The 15,908-nt window shown below is 57.8% G+C and carries 14 protein-coding genes and 1 pseudogene; 11 read left to right on the top strand and 4 right to left on the bottom strand.

What is annotated here, in order from left to right; genetic code table 11:
- The first annotated feature begins 98 nt into the window (after window positions 1-98).
- From CKW23_RS24205 to CKW23_RS24235, 7 genes are all read left to right on the top strand, one after another.
- Complete coding sequence (locus CKW23_RS24205) at window positions 99-365, top strand: PepSY domain-containing protein (RefSeq protein ID WP_025259114.1); 267 nt, start codon at window positions 99-101, stop codon at window positions 363-365.
- Window positions 365-910: a cytochrome b/b6 domain-containing protein gene (locus CKW23_RS24210; RefSeq protein WP_025259115.1), complete on the top strand. Its 546-nt coding sequence runs from the start codon at window positions 365-367 to the stop codon at window positions 908-910. The genes CKW23_RS24205 and CKW23_RS24210 overlap by 1 nt, the downstream gene beginning before the upstream one ends.
- Before the next feature lie 39 nt (window positions 911-949).
- Window positions 950-2,251, top strand: coding sequence for an exo-alpha-sialidase (locus tag CKW23_RS24215; protein ID WP_025259116.1), 1,302 nt, complete (start codon window positions 950-952; stop codon window positions 2,249-2,251).
- A complete protein-coding gene (locus CKW23_RS24220; RefSeq protein ID WP_025259117.1) occupies window positions 2,248-2,841 on the top strand; it encodes a hypothetical protein in 594 nt (197 codons plus the stop codon). The genes CKW23_RS24215 and CKW23_RS24220 overlap by 4 nt, the downstream gene beginning before the upstream one ends.
- A 70-nt stretch (window positions 2,842-2,911) precedes the next feature.
- Entirely contained in the window at window positions 2,912-4,945 is a 2,034-nt protein-coding gene (locus CKW23_RS24225) for an LTA synthase family protein (RefSeq protein WP_025259118.1), read from the top strand.
- Between the two features lie 389 nt (window positions 4,946-5,334).
- Complete coding sequence (locus tag CKW23_RS24230; protein WP_025259119.1) at window positions 5,335-5,949, top strand: biliverdin-producing heme oxygenase; 615 nt, start codon at window positions 5,335-5,337, stop codon at window positions 5,947-5,949.
- Window positions 5,946-8,180, top strand: coding sequence for an ATP-binding protein (locus tag CKW23_RS24235; protein WP_025259120.1), 2,235 nt, complete (start codon window positions 5,946-5,948; stop codon window positions 8,178-8,180). Before CKW23_RS24230 ends, CKW23_RS24235 begins: the two co-directional genes overlap by 4 nt.
- Before the next feature lie 595 nt (window positions 8,181-8,775).
- On the opposite strand, the gene CKW23_RS24240 is transcribed toward CKW23_RS24235, so the two are convergent.
- Window positions 8,776-9,687: a LysR family transcriptional regulator gene (locus CKW23_RS24240; RefSeq protein ID WP_025259121.1), complete on the bottom strand. Its 912-nt coding sequence runs from the start codon at window positions 9,685-9,687 to the stop codon at window positions 8,776-8,778.
- Between the two features lie 138 nt (window positions 9,688-9,825).
- Here CKW23_RS24240 and CKW23_RS24245 point away from each other — a divergent pair, with 138 nt between their 5' ends.
- Both CKW23_RS24245 and CKW23_RS24250 read left to right on the top strand, forming a co-directional pair.
- Window positions 9,826-10,572, top strand: a complete 747-nt coding sequence (locus CKW23_RS24245; protein ID WP_025259122.1) for an SDR family oxidoreductase — start codon at window positions 9,826-9,828, stop codon at window positions 10,570-10,572.
- Between the two features lie 80 nt (window positions 10,573-10,652).
- Complete coding sequence (locus tag CKW23_RS24250; RefSeq protein ID WP_025259123.1) at window positions 10,653-11,327, top strand: glutathione S-transferase family protein; 675 nt, start codon at window positions 10,653-10,655, stop codon at window positions 11,325-11,327.
- Window positions 11,328-11,376: 49 nt separating this feature from the next.
- Here CKW23_RS24250 and CKW23_RS27340 read toward each other — a convergent pair.
- The 3 genes and pseudogenes from CKW23_RS27340 to CKW23_RS24260 all read right to left on the bottom strand — a co-directional run.
- Window positions 11,377-11,505 (bottom strand): annotated as a pseudogene (locus tag CKW23_RS27340) (hypothetical protein); the annotation flags it as partial.
- Window positions 11,506-11,517: 12 nt separating this feature from the next.
- On the bottom strand, window positions 11,518-11,823 hold the full coding sequence (locus tag CKW23_RS24255) for an NIPSNAP family protein (RefSeq protein WP_025259124.1): 306 nt from the start codon (window positions 11,821-11,823) through the stop codon (window positions 11,518-11,520).
- Between the two features lie 220 nt (window positions 11,824-12,043).
- The gene (locus CKW23_RS24260) at window positions 12,044-13,222 is read right to left on the bottom strand and encodes a XylR family transcriptional regulator (protein ID WP_025259125.1); all 1,179 of its coding nucleotides are present in this window, start codon (window positions 13,220-13,222) and stop codon (window positions 12,044-12,046) included.
- Window positions 13,223-13,393: 171 nt separating this feature from the next.
- On the opposite strand from CKW23_RS24260, the gene xylA reads away from it, so the two are divergent.
- Window positions 13,394-14,710 carry a xylose isomerase gene (xylA, locus tag CKW23_RS24265; protein WP_025259126.1) on the top strand — a complete coding sequence of 439 codons (1,317 nt, stop codon included), beginning with the start codon at window positions 13,394-13,396 and terminating at the stop codon, window positions 14,708-14,710.
- A gap of 149 nt (window positions 14,711-14,859) precedes the next feature.
- Window positions 14,860-15,861: a D-xylose ABC transporter substrate-binding protein gene (gene xylF / locus CKW23_RS24270; RefSeq protein ID WP_025259127.1), complete on the top strand. Its 1,002-nt coding sequence runs from the start codon at window positions 14,860-14,862 to the stop codon at window positions 15,859-15,861.
- Window positions 15,862-15,908: the final 47 nt, after the last annotated feature.

Consider the following 15,908-nt stretch of genomic DNA (forward strand, 5'->3'; position numbering starts at 1 on the left):
CCATATGTCGAGAAGATGTAACGACCTGTTACACCTTAAGCTTTTCCTAAGATTGCTTTCGCACAGTAGCGACTCCTTAACTGCTGCGAGTATCGAACATGCGTAAAGTCCTGCTGATTTCCTTGCTGATGGCCAGCCCTCTGGCGCTTGCCGGCCCGCAATGCACCACCGCCGACAAATCCCAGTGGCAGGACCAGGCCAAGTTCCAGGAACAACTCAAGGCCCAGGGTTACCAGATCAGCAAGTTCAAGGTCACCGACGGCAACTGCTACGAGATCTACGGCTTCGACAAGGACAAACGCAAGGTCGAAATCTACCATGACCCTGTGTCCGGCAAGGCCGTGAAGACAGAGATCAAGGGCTGATGAACCGGGTTTCCCTGCGCCTGTGGGACCCCTTGGTCAGACTGTTTCATCTCTCTGTCGCGGGCGTCTTCATTGCCAACTACTTCTTTAATGAAGCAGGCGGCGACTGGCATGTCTGGTTGGGCTATTACGCCGTTGCCTGGCTGAGCGTGCGAGTGGTGTGGGGATTCATCGGGCCGCGCAGTGCCCGCTGGAGTGACTTCTGGCCGAGCCCGAGCCGTTTGCGTGCTCATGTGCAGTCGCTGATCGACCGGCGACCTGTTCACCGGCTCGGTCATTCGCCTCTGGGCGCGCTGGTCATGGTCCTGATGATGGCGCTGATTTTCTCCATCGGCCTGACCGGCTGGATGATGGAAGAAGTGGATGCCCTGTGGGGCGCCGACTGGCCGCTGCAGATTCACGAAACTCTGGCTGACGCCCTTTGCGCACTGGTGGTGCTGCACATGGCCGCCGCGATATTCGAGAGCTTTCAGGTGCGTGACAACCTGCCGCTGTCGATGTTGACCGGCAAGCGGCGCTCATTGCCCGAGCAAACCGACAACTGAACAGACCCGTAACTCCCTTCGCTAAGGTGCTGGATTTTCATGCCCGTTATTTCCCGAAACCTGGCTGCATGGAGCGCAGGCCTTGCTGTTGTCTTGATTTTTCTCAGCGCCTGGCTCAGCCATCCGCTGCACAAGCTTTCTCCTTTCGCGGTCAGCGAGACGCCGATCAGTGCCGAGGGCGCTGTTGCGACGGCGGCGACTTATAGTTCGCGTTTTGCATCCTCCGACCTCGATGATTTCGTGCATTCGTCCGCTGTTACCGCCTTGCCCGGTGGCGACCTGATGTCGGTGTGGTTTGCCGGCTCCCGCGAAGGCGCTGGGGATGTGGAGATTCGCGCCTCCAGATTCGATGCCAGCGCCGGTGAGTGGGGCAATGAACAGGTGCTGGCGACCCGTGAGTCCACCCAGGCCGGCACGGGCAAATACATTCGCAAGCTGGGTAATCCGGTGGTCGCACTGGCTCCTGACCAACGCCTCTGGCTGTTTTATGTGTCGGTGTCGGTGGGCGGCTGGGCCGGGAGTTCGGTGAATGCCATGGTGTCTCAGGACATGGGCGCCACCTGGTCGCAGCCGCGTCAGTTGATCACTTCGCCTTTCTTGAACATCAGCACTCTGGTTCGTGCAGCACCGGTGTTTCATGCTGATGGCTCCATCGGCCTGCCGGTCTATCACGAGTTTCTGGGCAAGTTTGCCGAGTACCTTTACCTGAGCCCCAGCGGTGACGTGATCGACAAGTTCCGCATCAGTCGCGGCACCAACTCCCTGCAACCCACGGTCGTACCGCTGGACGGGCAGCGGGCCGTGGCCTTGCTGCGCTATGCGGGAAATACCTATCACCGCGTACTGGCCAGCCGCACCGAAGATGGCGGCCAGACCTGGAGCGAGCCGCACCCGCTGGAGCCGAGCAACCCCAACTCGTCGCTGGCGGCGGTCGGTGTGCCGGGGCGCGGTCTGCTGGTGGCCCTGAATGACTTGCGTGACGGTCGCTTCAAACTGAGCCTGTACGGCACTGATGAGCAGATGAACCAGTGGCGCCCGGTGATCGACCTGGATAAATCCCCCGATCCGCTGGGCAATCCGTTCTCGCTGGAGGCCTATCGGGAAATCCTCGGTGAAGGTTTCCGGGCCTCCAGTGGTGCGCGGCGCCAGTCTCTGGAAGCGGAGTTCCTGAGCAACCTGGACCAGCGAGTCTGCTCGCCGCAAGGGTGCGATTTTGAATACGAATACCCGTATTTCATCCGCAGCCCGGACGGCATGTACCACTTGGTCTATTCCTGGAACAACACCTTTATCAAGCATGTCAGCTTCAACGAAGCCTGGCTGGCGGAGCACTTGTTATGATCGCGCAATGGCTGACACATCTGGCGTTTGCGCTGGTGCTGTTTCTGATCCTGTCTTCCTGGACATCCTCGCAGCGCTGGCGTCTGGTGATACTGGCCGGTGCTTCGCTGGCGAGTGTGGTGTCCATCGATGGTCTGTCACTGGCGTCCTATGTGCGCAGCTTGAGCGATGACCTGGCGATCCCGAGCCTTGTCGGCCTGGTCTGGCTGACCGCCCAGCGCCTGGGGCTCATCCAGCCTCTGGAGAGTCGCCAGCGTTTGCTGGTGCTGTCGGTACTCGCGGCGCTGGCACTGATTCTTTACCCGGCCACGCTGGGCATTACGTATTTCGACCCTTACCGCTGGGGCTTCAACCCACGGCCAATGATCATTATTGTCGGAATCATCACCCTTGGCCTGCTGTACCTGCGCAGCCATCTGGGTGCCTTGATGCTGGCGCTGGCCACACTGGCCTTCACCTTCCGGATCAAACCTTCGGAAAACTACTGGGATTACCTGATCGACCCGTTCCTGGCGTTGTACGGCTGCATTGCGTTGCTGGTATTCGTTGCACGCCGCCTGTATCGCCATCGCACACAACCCAGCCTGTAGCGAACGTATTCGCGAATAAGCAGAACTCCGCCCGATTGCTCTACAGAAATGCACTACCAGAGGAATAAAAATGAGTTGGCTGCAATCACGACGCCTGCAGTATTGGGCAGGCACAATCGTGCTGTTTTTCCTGTTGTCGGCACTGTTGAGGGGCGTGTTCTTCTGGAGCTTTTCCGGGGTCGAGCACGAGAAGCTGTTTAGCGACCCGACCGTGCTGCAAACCCTGGGCATCGGTTTTCGCTTCGACTTGCGTCTGGCGCTGCTGGTGTCCCTGCCGGTGGCTTTCCTGCTGTACGTGCCTCGCTGGAACATGGTCAGCGTCCGTGCCCTGCGCTGGATAGGTCGTTCATACCTGCTGCTGGCATTGCTGGCGCTGACGATGATTCATGTCATCGACTTCGGCCATTACGCCTACCTCGGCGTAAGGCTCAACGCCAGTGTCCTGCGCTATCTGGACGATGCCCAGATTTCTCGCGACATGCTGTGGCAAACCTATCCGGTGGTGTGGATCAGCCTCGGCTGGTTGCTGACCCTGCTGGTGCTGGGCCGCGTCCTGATCTGGCTGGAGCGCATGACGCTTGATCGAGCACCACACCCGGTCAAACGCTGGTCGGCGGCCTGGGGCGCGGCAGTGATTGTCTGCGCGACTTTCCTGGGGCTGCTTGGCCGTGTGGAAAACCTCAACCTGGAAAACCCGGTGCCGTTGCGCTGGAGCGATGCGTTTTTCTCCGGCAATAACCAAGTGGCAGCTCTGGGGCTCAACCCTGCGCTGTTTCTGTATGACACCCTCAAGGTTTCCCAATCCCGCTACGACGAAGGTCAGGTGCGTCAGCACTATGACGTGGTCGCCCATTACCTGAGTGTCCAGCAGCCCGATGCCCAGGCCCTGAACTTCAAACGCCAGCAGCCCGTGCAGCCTTACCGGATCGACGGCGAGCGTGCGCCGAACGTGATTTTCGTGATGCTCGAATCCCTGGGCACCAGCGCAGTAGGGGCTTATGGCAACCCGCTCAATCCCACGCCGAACCTGGATCGTCTGGCGACCGAAAGCTGGTTCTTCAGGCATTTCTATGTTCCGGTGACCGGCACGGCCAAAACAGTCTGGGCCAGCATCACTGGCGTACCGGATGTTACCCGTCAGGAAACCGCGACGCGCCATCCGCTGCTGACCCGCCAGAACACGATCATCAATGACTTCAAGGATTACCAGAAGCTCTACATGATTGGCGGCAACTCGGGCTGGGCCAACATGAATGCCCTGATTCGTCGCAGCATCGATGACGTGCGCCTGTATGACGAGCGTGACTGGAAGTCGCCGCAGGTGGATGTGTGGGGGATTTCCGATCTGGACCTGTTCAAGGAAAGCGACAAGATCCTGCGCGAACTGCCCAAGGACCGGCCGTTCTTTGCGTATGTGCAGACCGCAGGCAATCATCGGCCCTTCACCATTCCCAAGGAGAACGATGGCTTCGAGGTCAGCAACCTGACGCTGGAACAGGTGCAGGCGGCGGGTTCGCGCAGTGTCGAGCAGTACAACGCCGTGCGTCTGCTGGACTTTAATATCGGGCGTCTGATGGAGCTGGCCAAGGCGGGTGGCTACTACGAGAACACCATCTTCGTGATGTTTGGCGACCACAACACCCGCATCAGCCAGATTCCTCATATGGCGCCGGCCTTCGAGCAACTGGGGCTGGAGAGCAATAACGTTCCGCTGCTGATTCACGCGCCTGCACTGCTGGGCTCGCGGGTCATCGAAGAAGCGGTCGGGCTGGCGGACCTGCTGCCCACGGTCGCCGGCATGGCGGGCGTCGAATTCAGCAATGGCGCCATGGGGCGCGATATCCAGCAACCGGCACCGGAAGGCGAGCGAGTGGTGCCGCTGGTCTTGCGTGAAGGCACCTTCCCGCTGATCGGTGCTGTCACCCGGCATTACCTGCTGCAAATGGAGCACGATGGCAGTTCGCCCACGCTGCATGACCTGGCCTCGCGGACCCCGCTGGACAACGTTGCCGAGCAGAACCCTGAGGAGTTTGAGCGGTTACGCGACCTGACGCGCGGTCTGCATGAGAGTTCGCGCTTGATGCTGTATCGCAACGTGCGCTGATCAGCGCTTTTCACCCGCCCCTTCATTCACGACATTCAGTCGCAATGAAGGGGCATGCTTTACCCGCAATCCCTCATCATCCACGCCCGTCGCGGCCTGTCTGAAATAAATGTTTCTGCCTCTGTGATCCAGAAGCGCTTGCGCGACGTAAACGAGTTTTCGCACCTGGTAATGGAATAGCAGACAGTGTGAGTGCTCTGCTACGCTGAAAATTGTCCTTCAGGTAAAATTTCGCAGTTCAACAACAGACTTTTCCGATGCTTAACCTTCTGTAATTCATCGGTAATTCTTGTAAAGCTCTGTCGGATATCGTCGGCAGTCTGTATGTTGGGGGCTCTATTTCGCCTGGATGCGGTTTTTTGTCGTTCCCACCTTTGAGAGCATTGTGGATGTTGGCAACGTGTACCCAGGCTTCCCCGGCCAGACTGCTTGATGCTCTGCGTGCTGAAACGAATCAACTGCATGTCGGTCTGGAAAAGCGCCTGCCGTTTTTCTCTTCTGTTTTAAACAGCGTTTACTACCTTCGTCTGCTCCAGGCTTACTACGGTTTCTACCGCCCACTGGAAGCTGCTTTGCAGGCCAGTGGCTTGATACCGGCAGAACTGACGCCAGCCGAGCGAGTCAAAACCCCTGTGCTGTTTCAGGATCTGCAAACCCTTGGCATGACAGAGCAGGCCATAAACTTACTGGCCCAATGCAGGCAATTGCCGGTGATCGATTCGCCCGGAGCCTGCCTTGGCGTGTTGTATGTTCTGGAGGGCGCTACTCTCGGCGGACAGATCCTGCGCCGTGAAATCCACAAGCGACTTGGGCTGGACGAGCACAGTGGCTCGGCTTTTCTGAATGTTTATGGCAGTGCCACCGGCATGCGCTGGAAAGCGTTCCTGGCCTATATGGACAGCGTGCCGGCCGACGCTGCAACCACAGAGGCTACCGTGCTGGCGGCCCAATCCACATTTGCATGTTTCGAGCACTGGCTCGATGGTCAAGAGGTACTGTTATGAGCCAACTCGATAAAGATACTTTTGAAGCCCTGTTGGCCAATTGTGCAAACGAGCCTATCCAGTATCCGGGTGCCATTCAGCCTCACGGCGTGTTGTTCACCGTCACCGAGCCGGACTTTGTCATATTGCAGGTCAGCGCCAATGTGCAGGAACTGCTCGACAAGAACCCCGATCACATCCTTGGGCAGCCGCTTGAGTCGGTTGTGGGGGAGGGGTGGGCTGCCGTGCTCAAGAGCGCCAGCCTTCAGGAGTCATTCAACGACATTCCGCAACTTCTGATCACCCTCAATGGCCGTGAATTTGAGGCGATGCTGCATCGGCACCAGGGCGTGCTGGTGCTGGAGCTTGAAGTTCAGGACAAGGATTCGCAGGTCGCCAACAGTGAGCGGATTTCCAATCTGGGGCGCATGCTGCGCCAATTGCAGGCGGCCAAGACACTGCAGGCGCTGTATGAAATCAGTGTTCGCGAAATCCAGAAACTGACCGGCTATGACCGTGTATTGATATACCGTTTTGAAGAAGAGGGCCACGGCCAGGTCATCGCCGAAGCCTCTTCGCCGGACATGGAGCTGTTTAACGGCTTGTTCTTCCCTGCCTCGGACATTCCGGACCAGGCTCGCGAACTCTATCGTCGCAACTGGTTGCGCATCATTCCCGATGCCGATTACACGCCGGTTCCGCTGATTCCACAGTTGCGTCCAGATACCCGGCAGCCGCTGGACCTGAGTTTCTCGACACTGCGCAGTGTTTCTCCGATCCACTGCGAATACATGAAGAACATGGGCGTGCTGTCTTCCATGAGCGTTTCCCTGCTCAAGGACGACAAACTCTGGGGCCTGATCAGTTGCGGCCACCGCACGCCACTGTACGTGTCTCACGAACTGCGCGGCGCCTGCCAGGCCATCGGTCAGGTCCTGTCGTTGCAGATCCGCGCAATGGAGGCGCTGGAAGTCAGCCGTCAGCGCGAGGCGAAGCTGCAAATGCTCAAGAGCCTGAACGACTCCATGGTGTCGGCTTCGGAAAACGTCTTCGACGGTCTGGGACAACAACCGCAAGTATTAATGGATCTGGTGGGCGCTTCGGGTGTGGCGATCATTGAAGACAAGCAATTGCATGTCTTTGGCACCTGCCCTGAGCCTGCTGAAATCAAGGCGCTGCATAAATGGCTGATGGCAAGAGGGCAGCAGGTCTTTTCCAGTCATCATCTGTCGAGTGTCTATCCTGCGGCCGAGGCTTATCAGCAGCATGCCAGCGGTGTTCTGGCCATGAGCCTGCCCAAACCGGTCGACAACGGCGTGTTGTGGTTCCGTCCCGAGGTCAAGGAAAGCATTCAGTGGAGCGGCAACCCGAACAAGCCGCTGGATATGGAAGGCTCAGGCGCGGGCCTGCGCCTGAGGCCGCGCACGTCGTTCGAGATCTGGAAAGTCGAGATGGCGGGCATTTCTACCAAGTGGAGCCATGGCGATGTCTTCGCCGCCAACGACCTGCGCCGCTCGGCGCTGGAAGACGACCTTGCCCGTCAGGTCCGCCGTGAGCAGTTGGCAGTGCGTGCCAGGGATGAACTGGTCGCGGTTGTGTCCCATGACCTGCGCAACCCCATGACGGTCATCTCCATGCTTTGCGGCATGATGCAAAAAGCCTTCAGCTCCGATGGCCCACACACCTCGCGGCGCATTTCTTCCGCCATCGACACCATGCAACAGGCTGCCAGCCGCATGAATGTTCTGCTGGAAGACTTGCTAGACACCTCGAAAATCGAAGCAGGCCGCTACATCATTTCGCCTCAGCCGCTGGAAGTGAGTCATATTTTCGAGGAAGCCTATTCATTGCTGGCGCCGCTGGCCATGGATAAATCCATCGATATCTCCTTCCATAGCGAACCGGACCTGAGAGTCAGCGCCGATCCGGAGCGCCTGTTCCAGGTGCTGTCGAACCTGATTGGCAACGCCATCAAGTTCACGCCCAAGCAAGGCAGGATCGACGTGGCCGCAGTGCCTGACGGCAACGAGATCGTCTTCACCGTGCGCGACTCCGGCGAAGGTATCCAGCCCGAGCAACTGCCGCACATCTTCGAGCGCTACTGGACCATCAAGGAAGGCAACCCGACCGGTACCGGCCTTGGGCTCTACATCTCCCAAGGCATCATCAAGGCTCACGGCGGCGTGCTGACTGCAGACAGCACGGTGGGCGAGGGGAGCGAGTTCAGGTTTACGGTGCCGGTGGCGGTGTAGGCATATCCGGGTACAAACTTGTGGGAGTCAGCTTGCTGGCGATAAAGGCCTGAAAACCGGCAGATATTCTGTGTCTGTATGAAGTCGCCAGCAAGCTGCCTCCCACAACGTAATTCATGACTTTAACGGATCAGCATTACCTCTACGCGGTTGCTGTGAGTTCGTTACTTCAGCTAACGAAAATCCCTTCTGTGCAGGACCTTTCTGGCAGGCTTTACCCTTTCTTCTGTGTGAACTTTCCTGGAGAGTCTCAAGCCCTTGCGCCTGTGAAATCCCGATACCAGGCTGCGTCGGTCGCTGAGCATCAGCGGTCGGGTTTAGTAGCCTGTTTGTGGGTTTCAAGTGTCGTAAGTGTCGCTTATGGCGGCTTTGCATGGGGCACCTTCGAGTGCGCCGGTTAATTGCGCTTGTTCCTCACCGTTCGTGCATTTGATCGGCATGGCCAAGGCCCATCCTGCTCTCTGATGGCGACTACATCGAATCTCGGGTCGCCGTGAATAAGGAACTGATCCTGACCTATTGGCAGACCGCAGGCAGCAGAGAACCTTCTATCCAAGGTTCCGCTACAGGGCCAGGTCCTTCGTGCGTAACCCCGTCATGGCTTATGAGACGGCTTTTGGCGTTCGTGGAATTCGGGACTCTTCGCAAACACATCCGCAATAAAATCCATGAAGACGATGGCCCGTTTGGGTAGCAGCCGATTTGCCAGATAGACGACTTGAATCGGGACTGAGGGCGCCACGTAATCAGTCAGCAGCAGCTGAAGGTTGCCACTTCTCAGCCCTTCCTCATAAAGCCATTCAGGTCCCTGCGCGATTCCCAATCCGGCATTGACGTACTCGCGTATCGCCTCGGGCGAGTTGACACGTAGTCGGCCGGAAACCGGCACATCGATGCCCTTGAAGCGCCAGTTAGTACCCGTTGAAAGCAGTGTATAGATCAAGCAGTCGTGTGCTTTCAGTTCAGTTGGTGAGGTTGGGGACCCGCGTTTGGCCAGGTATTCACGGCTGGCAACGCACACGCGCTCGAACCAGGCCAGTGGGCGGGCTCGCATGGCACTGTCTTCCAGGTGTCCAATGCGGATCGCGAGTTCAGCCCCTTCGTCGACCAGATTAACGTAGCGATCGCTGATCTGCAGATCGAGTGACAATTCCGGATAGCGTTCCAGGAAGGTAGCGACATGCGGCACGATGAAGGTGTGAGCCAATGCGGTCGGGCAGGCAACGCGCAATAATCCGGACGGAGTGACGTTCCCTTTCAGTGAAGATTCGGACTGCTCCACTGAGTCGAGAATGCGCCGAGCGTCTGCGTAATAGCGTTCTCCCTCAGGCGTCAGTACCAGCTTCCGTGTGGAACGATGAAGAAGCCTGGTTTGCAAATGGTCTTCAAGCGCCGCCACATAACGACTGACGTTAGGCTGTCCCAGCCCTAAATCGCGACCTGCAGCTGAAAAGCTGCCTGTCTCGACAGTTCGTACAAAACAGGTCATTAGCAGCAGTCGATCCATCAGGCCTCCCTCATTCATGCAATTCAGGCATGATATCTATTCTAATTTCTCATCTTATCAATGCTTTCGCATGAATACATAGTGCCTCTCATAAGGTCAGCCGCTCGGCTGGCCGTGCAAATCGAGAGGCAATTTTATATGTCCCGTTTACAAGGCAAGCGCACCCTTATCACTGGCGGTACCAGCGGTATCGGCCTGGAAACTGCCAGGCAATTCCTCGCTGAAGGCGCGCGCGTGATCGTTACAGGTGTCAATCCGGAGTCCATTGCGAACGCCCAGGCAGTCCTGGGAAGTGAAGTCCTGGTGCTGCGTGCCGACTCGGCCAGCATCGCAGCGCAGAAGGAACTGGCGCAGGCTGTTGAGGCTCATTACGGGCAACTGGATGTTGCCTTCCTCAATGCTGGCGTATCAGTGTGGATACCAATCGAAGACTGGACGGAAGAAATGTTTGATCGCTCCTTCGACATCAACGTCAAAGGCCCGTACTTCCTCTTGCAAGCACTACTGCCGGTCTTCGCTAACCCTGCATCAGTTGTTCTCAACACTTCTGTCAGTGCGCACCTTGGCGAGGCACGTTCATCCGTTTATGCGGCGACCAAGGCCGCGTTCCTGAACATGTCGAAAACGCTCTCGAGTGAACTCCTACCGCGTGGTATTCGCGTAAACGCGGTCAGCCCTGGCCCGGTCGATACGCCGCTGTATGACAAGCTCGGCATTCCCGATGCCTATCGGGAGCAGGTCAACAAGGATATCGCTGCGGCCATTCCATTCGGCCGCTTCGGTACGCCCGAAGAAGTAGCCAAGGCTGTGTTGTACCTGGCCTCGGACGAGTCTCGATGGACGGTTGGTACGGAAATCATCGTCGACGGCGGCCGCTCGCTTTAACGGGCTGGCACGGACGTAGCGTTCATACGGCCCGTTCCCTGTCTGGCGGCGGGCCTTGTTGATTCAATGGTGGGTATTCCATGTCACAGTTCACACTCGTCAGCCACGGGCTGTGCCCGTTCGTTCAGCGTGTGGCTATTCTGTTACACGAAAAAGGTGTTCCATTTCAGCGTGTCGATGTTGATCTCAAGGACAGACCGGACTGGTTTGTGGCCATGTCGCCGACCGGCAAGGTCCCGCTACTCACGGTGCCGGATGACAATGAGGGCGTGACTGTTCTATTCGAGAGCGTCGCGATTTGCGAATACCTCGAGGAGGTTTACCCGGAGCCCGCCTTGCACCCGGAAACGGCGCTCGCACGTGCTCGACATCGTGCCTGGATCGAGTTCGCTACTGCCATGCTTGCTGATGCATGGGGATATCTGAATGCTGCGGATCAGCAGACAGCGCTCGGTAAATCAGCAGCGTTGAGAGCCAAGCTGGAACGACTTGACGGTGAAAAAGCGGAGGGGCCGTATTTCTCTGGTGGGACGTTCTGCATGGTTGATATCGCTATTGCTCCGGTTTTCCGTTACTTCGACATTCTCGGATTCAAACCCGAACATCGGTTGTTCATCGGACTGAACAGAGTTGCCGAGTGGCGCTGTGCGCTTGCCAGCCGCGCTAGCATTCAAGCGGCAGTTGCCGAGGATTATGCAGCCCGGTTCCGCAAGCATCTGCAGGAAGCAAAAGCTGTCTTGGTTAGCGCTCAATAAGCCAAGGTCGAACGGGATCGTTCGCTGGCGCATATTGAGGGGCGTAGTCAGCGGGACGGCCTGTTTCAGCCGGAATAGCACCGTCAAAACCCAAGGAGATGAGGTTGAGTTCGTCGACAAGGACGTCGACTATGCGCACCGGATGGGTATCACTGACGTAGTCGTCTAGGCTTTTGGGCCGATAGAAAAATCACTCGAGTACAGGACGCATGAAGCTACGTTCATAGCTGACAATGAATTTTTTCTCTACCGCCAACGCCACCGCCTTGACGCATTCGGCATCGGTTTCTGCTTCTTTGCGATAGCGTTCGTAGTCCGATAGGTTTTGAAAGCTGAACAGACAATACGCGATATTGTTTGCACCTTCAGCTGGAAGGAAATAGCCATGGTGCAAGCCCCCCATTCGAGTCACGATCCGGATCCACAATCGTGAATAGCTTTCAAAAGCAGGAATCTGGTAAGGGTCAATCAGATACTTCACATGGCAGGTAATCATACGAGCTGTCCTTGTTCGATAAACGAAGGAGCTTACCAATTGAGCGTTGATCTGAATATTCCTGCCCGGCGGTTAAGTTCAGCGACTATGTCCCCCGAGGGCCGATGTGCAGCGGTCTAATACACCGCCCACTTTTAGGAAGCAAAGCCCAGGGCTTCGGCAACCGCCAAATAGTTTGGGCAGAGTCACACTGGCGTTTTTACACAGTCTCGTCCGTTTCCTACACGGCCCTATCCAACTGATACTCGCGCGGCGTACACCCAAACTCTCGCTTGAACACCGTATGCAAATACTGCGCAGACTTGAATCCGCAATTTCGGGCCGTGTCTGCAATCGTTGAATCCGTGTTCTTCAACCCCTTGGCTGCCGCCGCCAGTTTGAAACGCAGGATTTCATCGTGGACGCTACAGCCGCGCACTTTGCGAAAGTGCGATTCCAGCGATGAGCGCGATACGCCGACATAAGCCGCCACTTGTGCGGTCTTGATGCCCTGGCAGGCATATTGGCGGATGAACAGCAGGGCCTGCATGACGTAAGGGTCGCCCAACGGTTGATGCAGGCTGGATACCTGCACGTTGATCGACTCTGGCGGGATCAGGATCTGTGTGCCTTTGGCCGGCATGCCGTGCAGCATCTGGTGGAGCAGGCGCGCGGCGGTGCGCCCCATGGTTTCGGTGCCCTGGACGACCGAGCTCAGTGGTACTCGGGTCAGGCTGCGGGTCAGCGGGTCGTTGTCGATGCCGATCAGGGCCACTTGTTCAGGTACGGCGATCCCGGCGGTCAGGCAGGCTTGCAGCAACTGGCGGGCGCGGGCGTCGCTGACGGCGATGATGCCGATGGGTTTGGGCAGGCTTTGCAGCCAGGCGATCTGTTGTTCGACGGCGCTGTCCCACAATGGCGCGCTGGTGCCCATGCCACGGTAGACCTCGGCGTGCAGGCCATCGCGTTGCATCAGCCAGCGAAAGGCTTTTTCCCGCTCCTGCGCCCAGCGATTGGCCTGGGCTTCGGGCAGGCTGAAGCAGGCAAAGCGCGTCAGTCCGGCTTCGATCAGGTGCTCGTAGGCCAGGGTCATCATGGCCTTGTTGTCGGTGGCGACGTAGGGGATGTCTTGGGGATAGGCGCGTTCATCCTGATACGAACCGCCCACAGCCACCACTGGCAACTTGATCCCGGCCAGGGCTTCGCCAATCAGCGGGTCGTCGAAGTCGGCAATGATCCCGTCACCCTGCCAGCGCTCGATGCCTTTCAACCGGCACAGGAAGTCTTCCTCAAGAAACAGGTCCCAGGAGGCGCGGGTGCTGCTCAGGTAATTGCCGATGCCGCTGATGATGCCGCGGTCGTAGATCTTGCTGCCGTTGAACAACAGTGCAACGCGGTGAACGGGCGGTACGGTTTTCATTGTTATTGTCCCGGGTCTGCCAACACCAAGGTGGTCGTCACAGCCTAGGCGCGTCGAAGGTGAATCTCAATACTCAAAATCGCACCCTGCGTTGGTGACTTTCATAATTTTCAGACGCAGGGCCGTTGCTAGTATCGATACACCGACAAGAACAACAAAAGGACACGACCCATGCCGTTCTTCCCCGACATCGACAGGATTCGCTACGAAGGCCCGGCCAGCGATTCTCCTCTAGCCTTCCGCCACTACGACGCCAATAAAGTCATCCTCGGCAAACCCATGCGCGAGCACTTGCGCATGGCTGTCTGCTACTGGCACACCTTCGTCTGGCCGGGATCCGATGTGTTCGGTGCCGGTACGTTCAAGCGTCCGTGGCAGCGTGCGGGCGACCCTCTAGAAGTGGCCATTGGCAAGGCGGAGGCGGCTTTTGAGTTTTTCACCAAACTCGGGATCGACTATTACTGCTTTCACGATACGGATGTGGCGCCGGAAGGCCGTTCATTGAAAGAATATCGCAACCACTTTGCGCAGATGGTCGATCATCTGGAGCGGCATCAGGAGCAGAGCGGTATCAAGCTGTTGTGGGGCACCGCCAACTGTTTCAGCAACCCGCGCTTTGCCGCAGGCGCCGCCAGCAACCCGGACCCGGAAGTGTTCGCCTGCGCCGCCGCTCAGGTGTTCAGCGCCATGAACGCCACCCAGCGCCTCAAAGGCTCCAACTACGTGTTGTGGGGCGGGCGTGAAGGCTATGAAACCCTGCTCAATACCGACTTGAAGCGCGAACGCGAACAGATGGGCCGCTTCATGCAGATGGTGGTCGAGCACAAGCACAAGATCGGTTTCAAGGGCGACCTGCTGATCGAGCCCAAGCCGCAGGAGCCCACCAAGCACCAGTACGATTACGACAGCGCCACCGTCTTCGGCTTTTTGCAGCAGTTCGGTCTGGAAAACGAAATCAAGGTCAATATCGAGGCCAACCACGCGACCCTGGCGGGGCATAGCTTCCATCACGAGATTGCGACGGCCGCGTCGTTGGGGATCTTTGGCAGCATCGATGCCAACCGCGGTGATCCGCAAAACGGCTGGGACACCGACCAGTTCCCCAACAGCGTCGAAGAGATGACCCTGGCCACCTACGAAATCCTCAAGGCCGGCGGGTTCAAGAATGGCGGGTTCAACTTCGACTCCAAGGTGCGCCGCCAGAGCCTCGATGAAGTGGACCTGTTTCATGGTCATGTCGCCGCGATGGATGTTCTTGCTCTGTCACTGGAGCGCGCAGCGGTCATGCTGCAGAACGACCGGCTTCAGCAATTCAAGGATCAACGCTATGCAGGCTGGCAGCAGCCGTTGGGGCAGAAGGTGCTGGCAGGTGGCTTCAGCCTTGAGTCGCTGGCCGAACATGCCTTTGCCCAGGAGTTGAATCCGCAGGCCGTGAGCGGCAGGCAGGAAATGCTCGAAAACGTCGTCAACCGGTTCATCTATAGCTGACGGTCTGGCCCGTTCGTCGGGCCAATGACGTTGTTACATTCACACGACAAATCTGTACTGGCCCGGCTTCACGACGCTCTACAGTTGTACCAGCACGATACTCATCGTCAGGCAGTGTCTTTCAAACAACAATAAAAGGACGCACCACCATGAATAAAGTCAAACGCACGCTACTGGCCAGTGCTCTGGCCCTGCTGTCCATCCCGGCCATGGCCGATTCTGCCAACCCGAAAATCGGTTTCTCCATCGATGACCTGCGCCTGGAACGTTGGTCACGGGATCGGGATTACTTCGTGGCGGCGGCAGAAAAGCTCAACGCCAAGGTTTTTGTCCAGTCGGCCGATGCCAACGAGCAGAAGCAGATTTCCCAGATTGAAAACCTGATCTCCCGTGGCGTCGATGTGATCGTCATCGTGCCGTTCAACGCCACCGTGCTGACCAACGCTGTGGCCGAAGCCAAGAAGGCCGGGATCAAGGTGGTGTCCTATGACCGCCTGATTCTCAACGCCGACATCGATGCCTATATTTCCTTCGATAACGAAAAGGTCGGCGAGATGCAGGCCAACGGTGTGCTGCAAGCCGCGCCCAAGGGCAATTACTTTCTGCTCGGTGGCGCGCCCACCGACAATAACGCCAAGATTCTGCGCGAAGGCCAGATGAAAGTGCTGCAACCGGCCATCGACAAGGGCGATATCAAGATCGTCGGCCAACAGTGGGTAAAGGAGTGGAACCCCACCGAAGCGCTGAGCATTGTCGAAAATGCCCTGACTCGTAACGACAACAAGATCGATGGCATCGTCGCTTCCAACGACGCCACCGCTGGCGGTGCGATTCAGGCTCTGGCTGCGCAAAAACTGGCCGGCAAGGTGCCGATTTCGGGGCAGGATGCAGACCTGGCAGCGGTCAAGCGAGTGATCAATGGCACTCAGACCATGACCGTTTACAAACCGCTGAAGCTGATCGCTTCCGAGGCCGCCAAGCTGTCGGTGCAACTGGCGCGCAACGAGAAACCCACCTACAGCTCGCAGTACGACAATGGCAGCAAGAAGGTCGACACCATCCTGCTCACGCCCACCCCGTTGACCAAGGACAACATCGACCTGCTGGAGAAGGACGGCTTCTACACCAAGGCACAGATTGCCGGGCAGTGATCTGACCGGTCTGAGTAAAACCCCCGGCCCTGCCGGGGAGTGGACCC

It is taken from the genome of Pseudomonas sp. Irchel 3A18 (genome assembly GCF_900187465.1).
Lineage (GTDB): Bacteria > Pseudomonadota > Gammaproteobacteria > Pseudomonadales > Pseudomonadaceae > Aquipseudomonas > Aquipseudomonas cichorii.

Bases quoted from the DNA above. Each gene is read 5' to 3' on its own strand.
- CKW23_RS24225 (WP_025259118.1), top strand. From the start codon at position 2,912: ATGAGTTGGCTGCAATCACGACGCCTGCAGTATTGGGCAGGCACAATC.
- xylA (WP_025259126.1), top strand. From the start codon at position 13,394: ATGCCGTTCTTCCCCGACATCGACAGGATTCGCTACGAAGGCCCGGCC.
- CKW23_RS24235 (WP_025259120.1), top strand. From the start codon at position 5,946: ATGAGCCAACTCGATAAAGATACTTTTGAAGCCCTGTTGGCCAATTGT.
- CKW23_RS24250 (WP_025259123.1), top strand. From the start codon at position 10,653: ATGTCACAGTTCACACTCGTCAGCCACGGGCTGTGCCCGTTCGTTCAG.
- CKW23_RS24205 (WP_025259114.1), top strand. From the start codon at position 99: ATGCGTAAAGTCCTGCTGATTTCCTTGCTGATGGCCAGCCCTCTGGCG.
- CKW23_RS24230 (WP_025259119.1), top strand. From the start codon at position 5,335: ATGTTGGCAACGTGTACCCAGGCTTCCCCGGCCAGACTGCTTGATGCT.
- CKW23_RS24210 (WP_025259115.1), top strand. From the start codon at position 365: ATGAACCGGGTTTCCCTGCGCCTGTGGGACCCCTTGGTCAGACTGTTT.
- xylF (WP_025259127.1), top strand. From the start codon at position 14,860: ATGAATAAAGTCAAACGCACGCTACTGGCCAGTGCTCTGGCCCTGCTG.
- CKW23_RS24240 (WP_025259121.1), bottom strand. From the start codon at position 9,687: ATGGATCGACTGCTGCTAATGACCTGTTTTGTACGAACTGTCGAGACA.
- CKW23_RS24255 (WP_025259124.1), bottom strand. From the start codon at position 11,823: ATGATTACCTGCCATGTGAAGTATCTGATTGACCCTTACCAGATTCCT.
- CKW23_RS24220 (WP_025259117.1), top strand. From the start codon at position 2,248: ATGATCGCGCAATGGCTGACACATCTGGCGTTTGCGCTGGTGCTGTTT.
- CKW23_RS24245 (WP_025259122.1), top strand. From the start codon at position 9,826: ATGTCCCGTTTACAAGGCAAGCGCACCCTTATCACTGGCGGTACCAGC.
- CKW23_RS24260 (WP_025259125.1), bottom strand. From the start codon at position 13,222: ATGAAAACCGTACCGCCCGTTCACCGCGTTGCACTGTTGTTCAACGGC.
- CKW23_RS24215 (WP_025259116.1), top strand. From the start codon at position 950: ATGCCCGTTATTTCCCGAAACCTGGCTGCATGGAGCGCAGGCCTTGCT.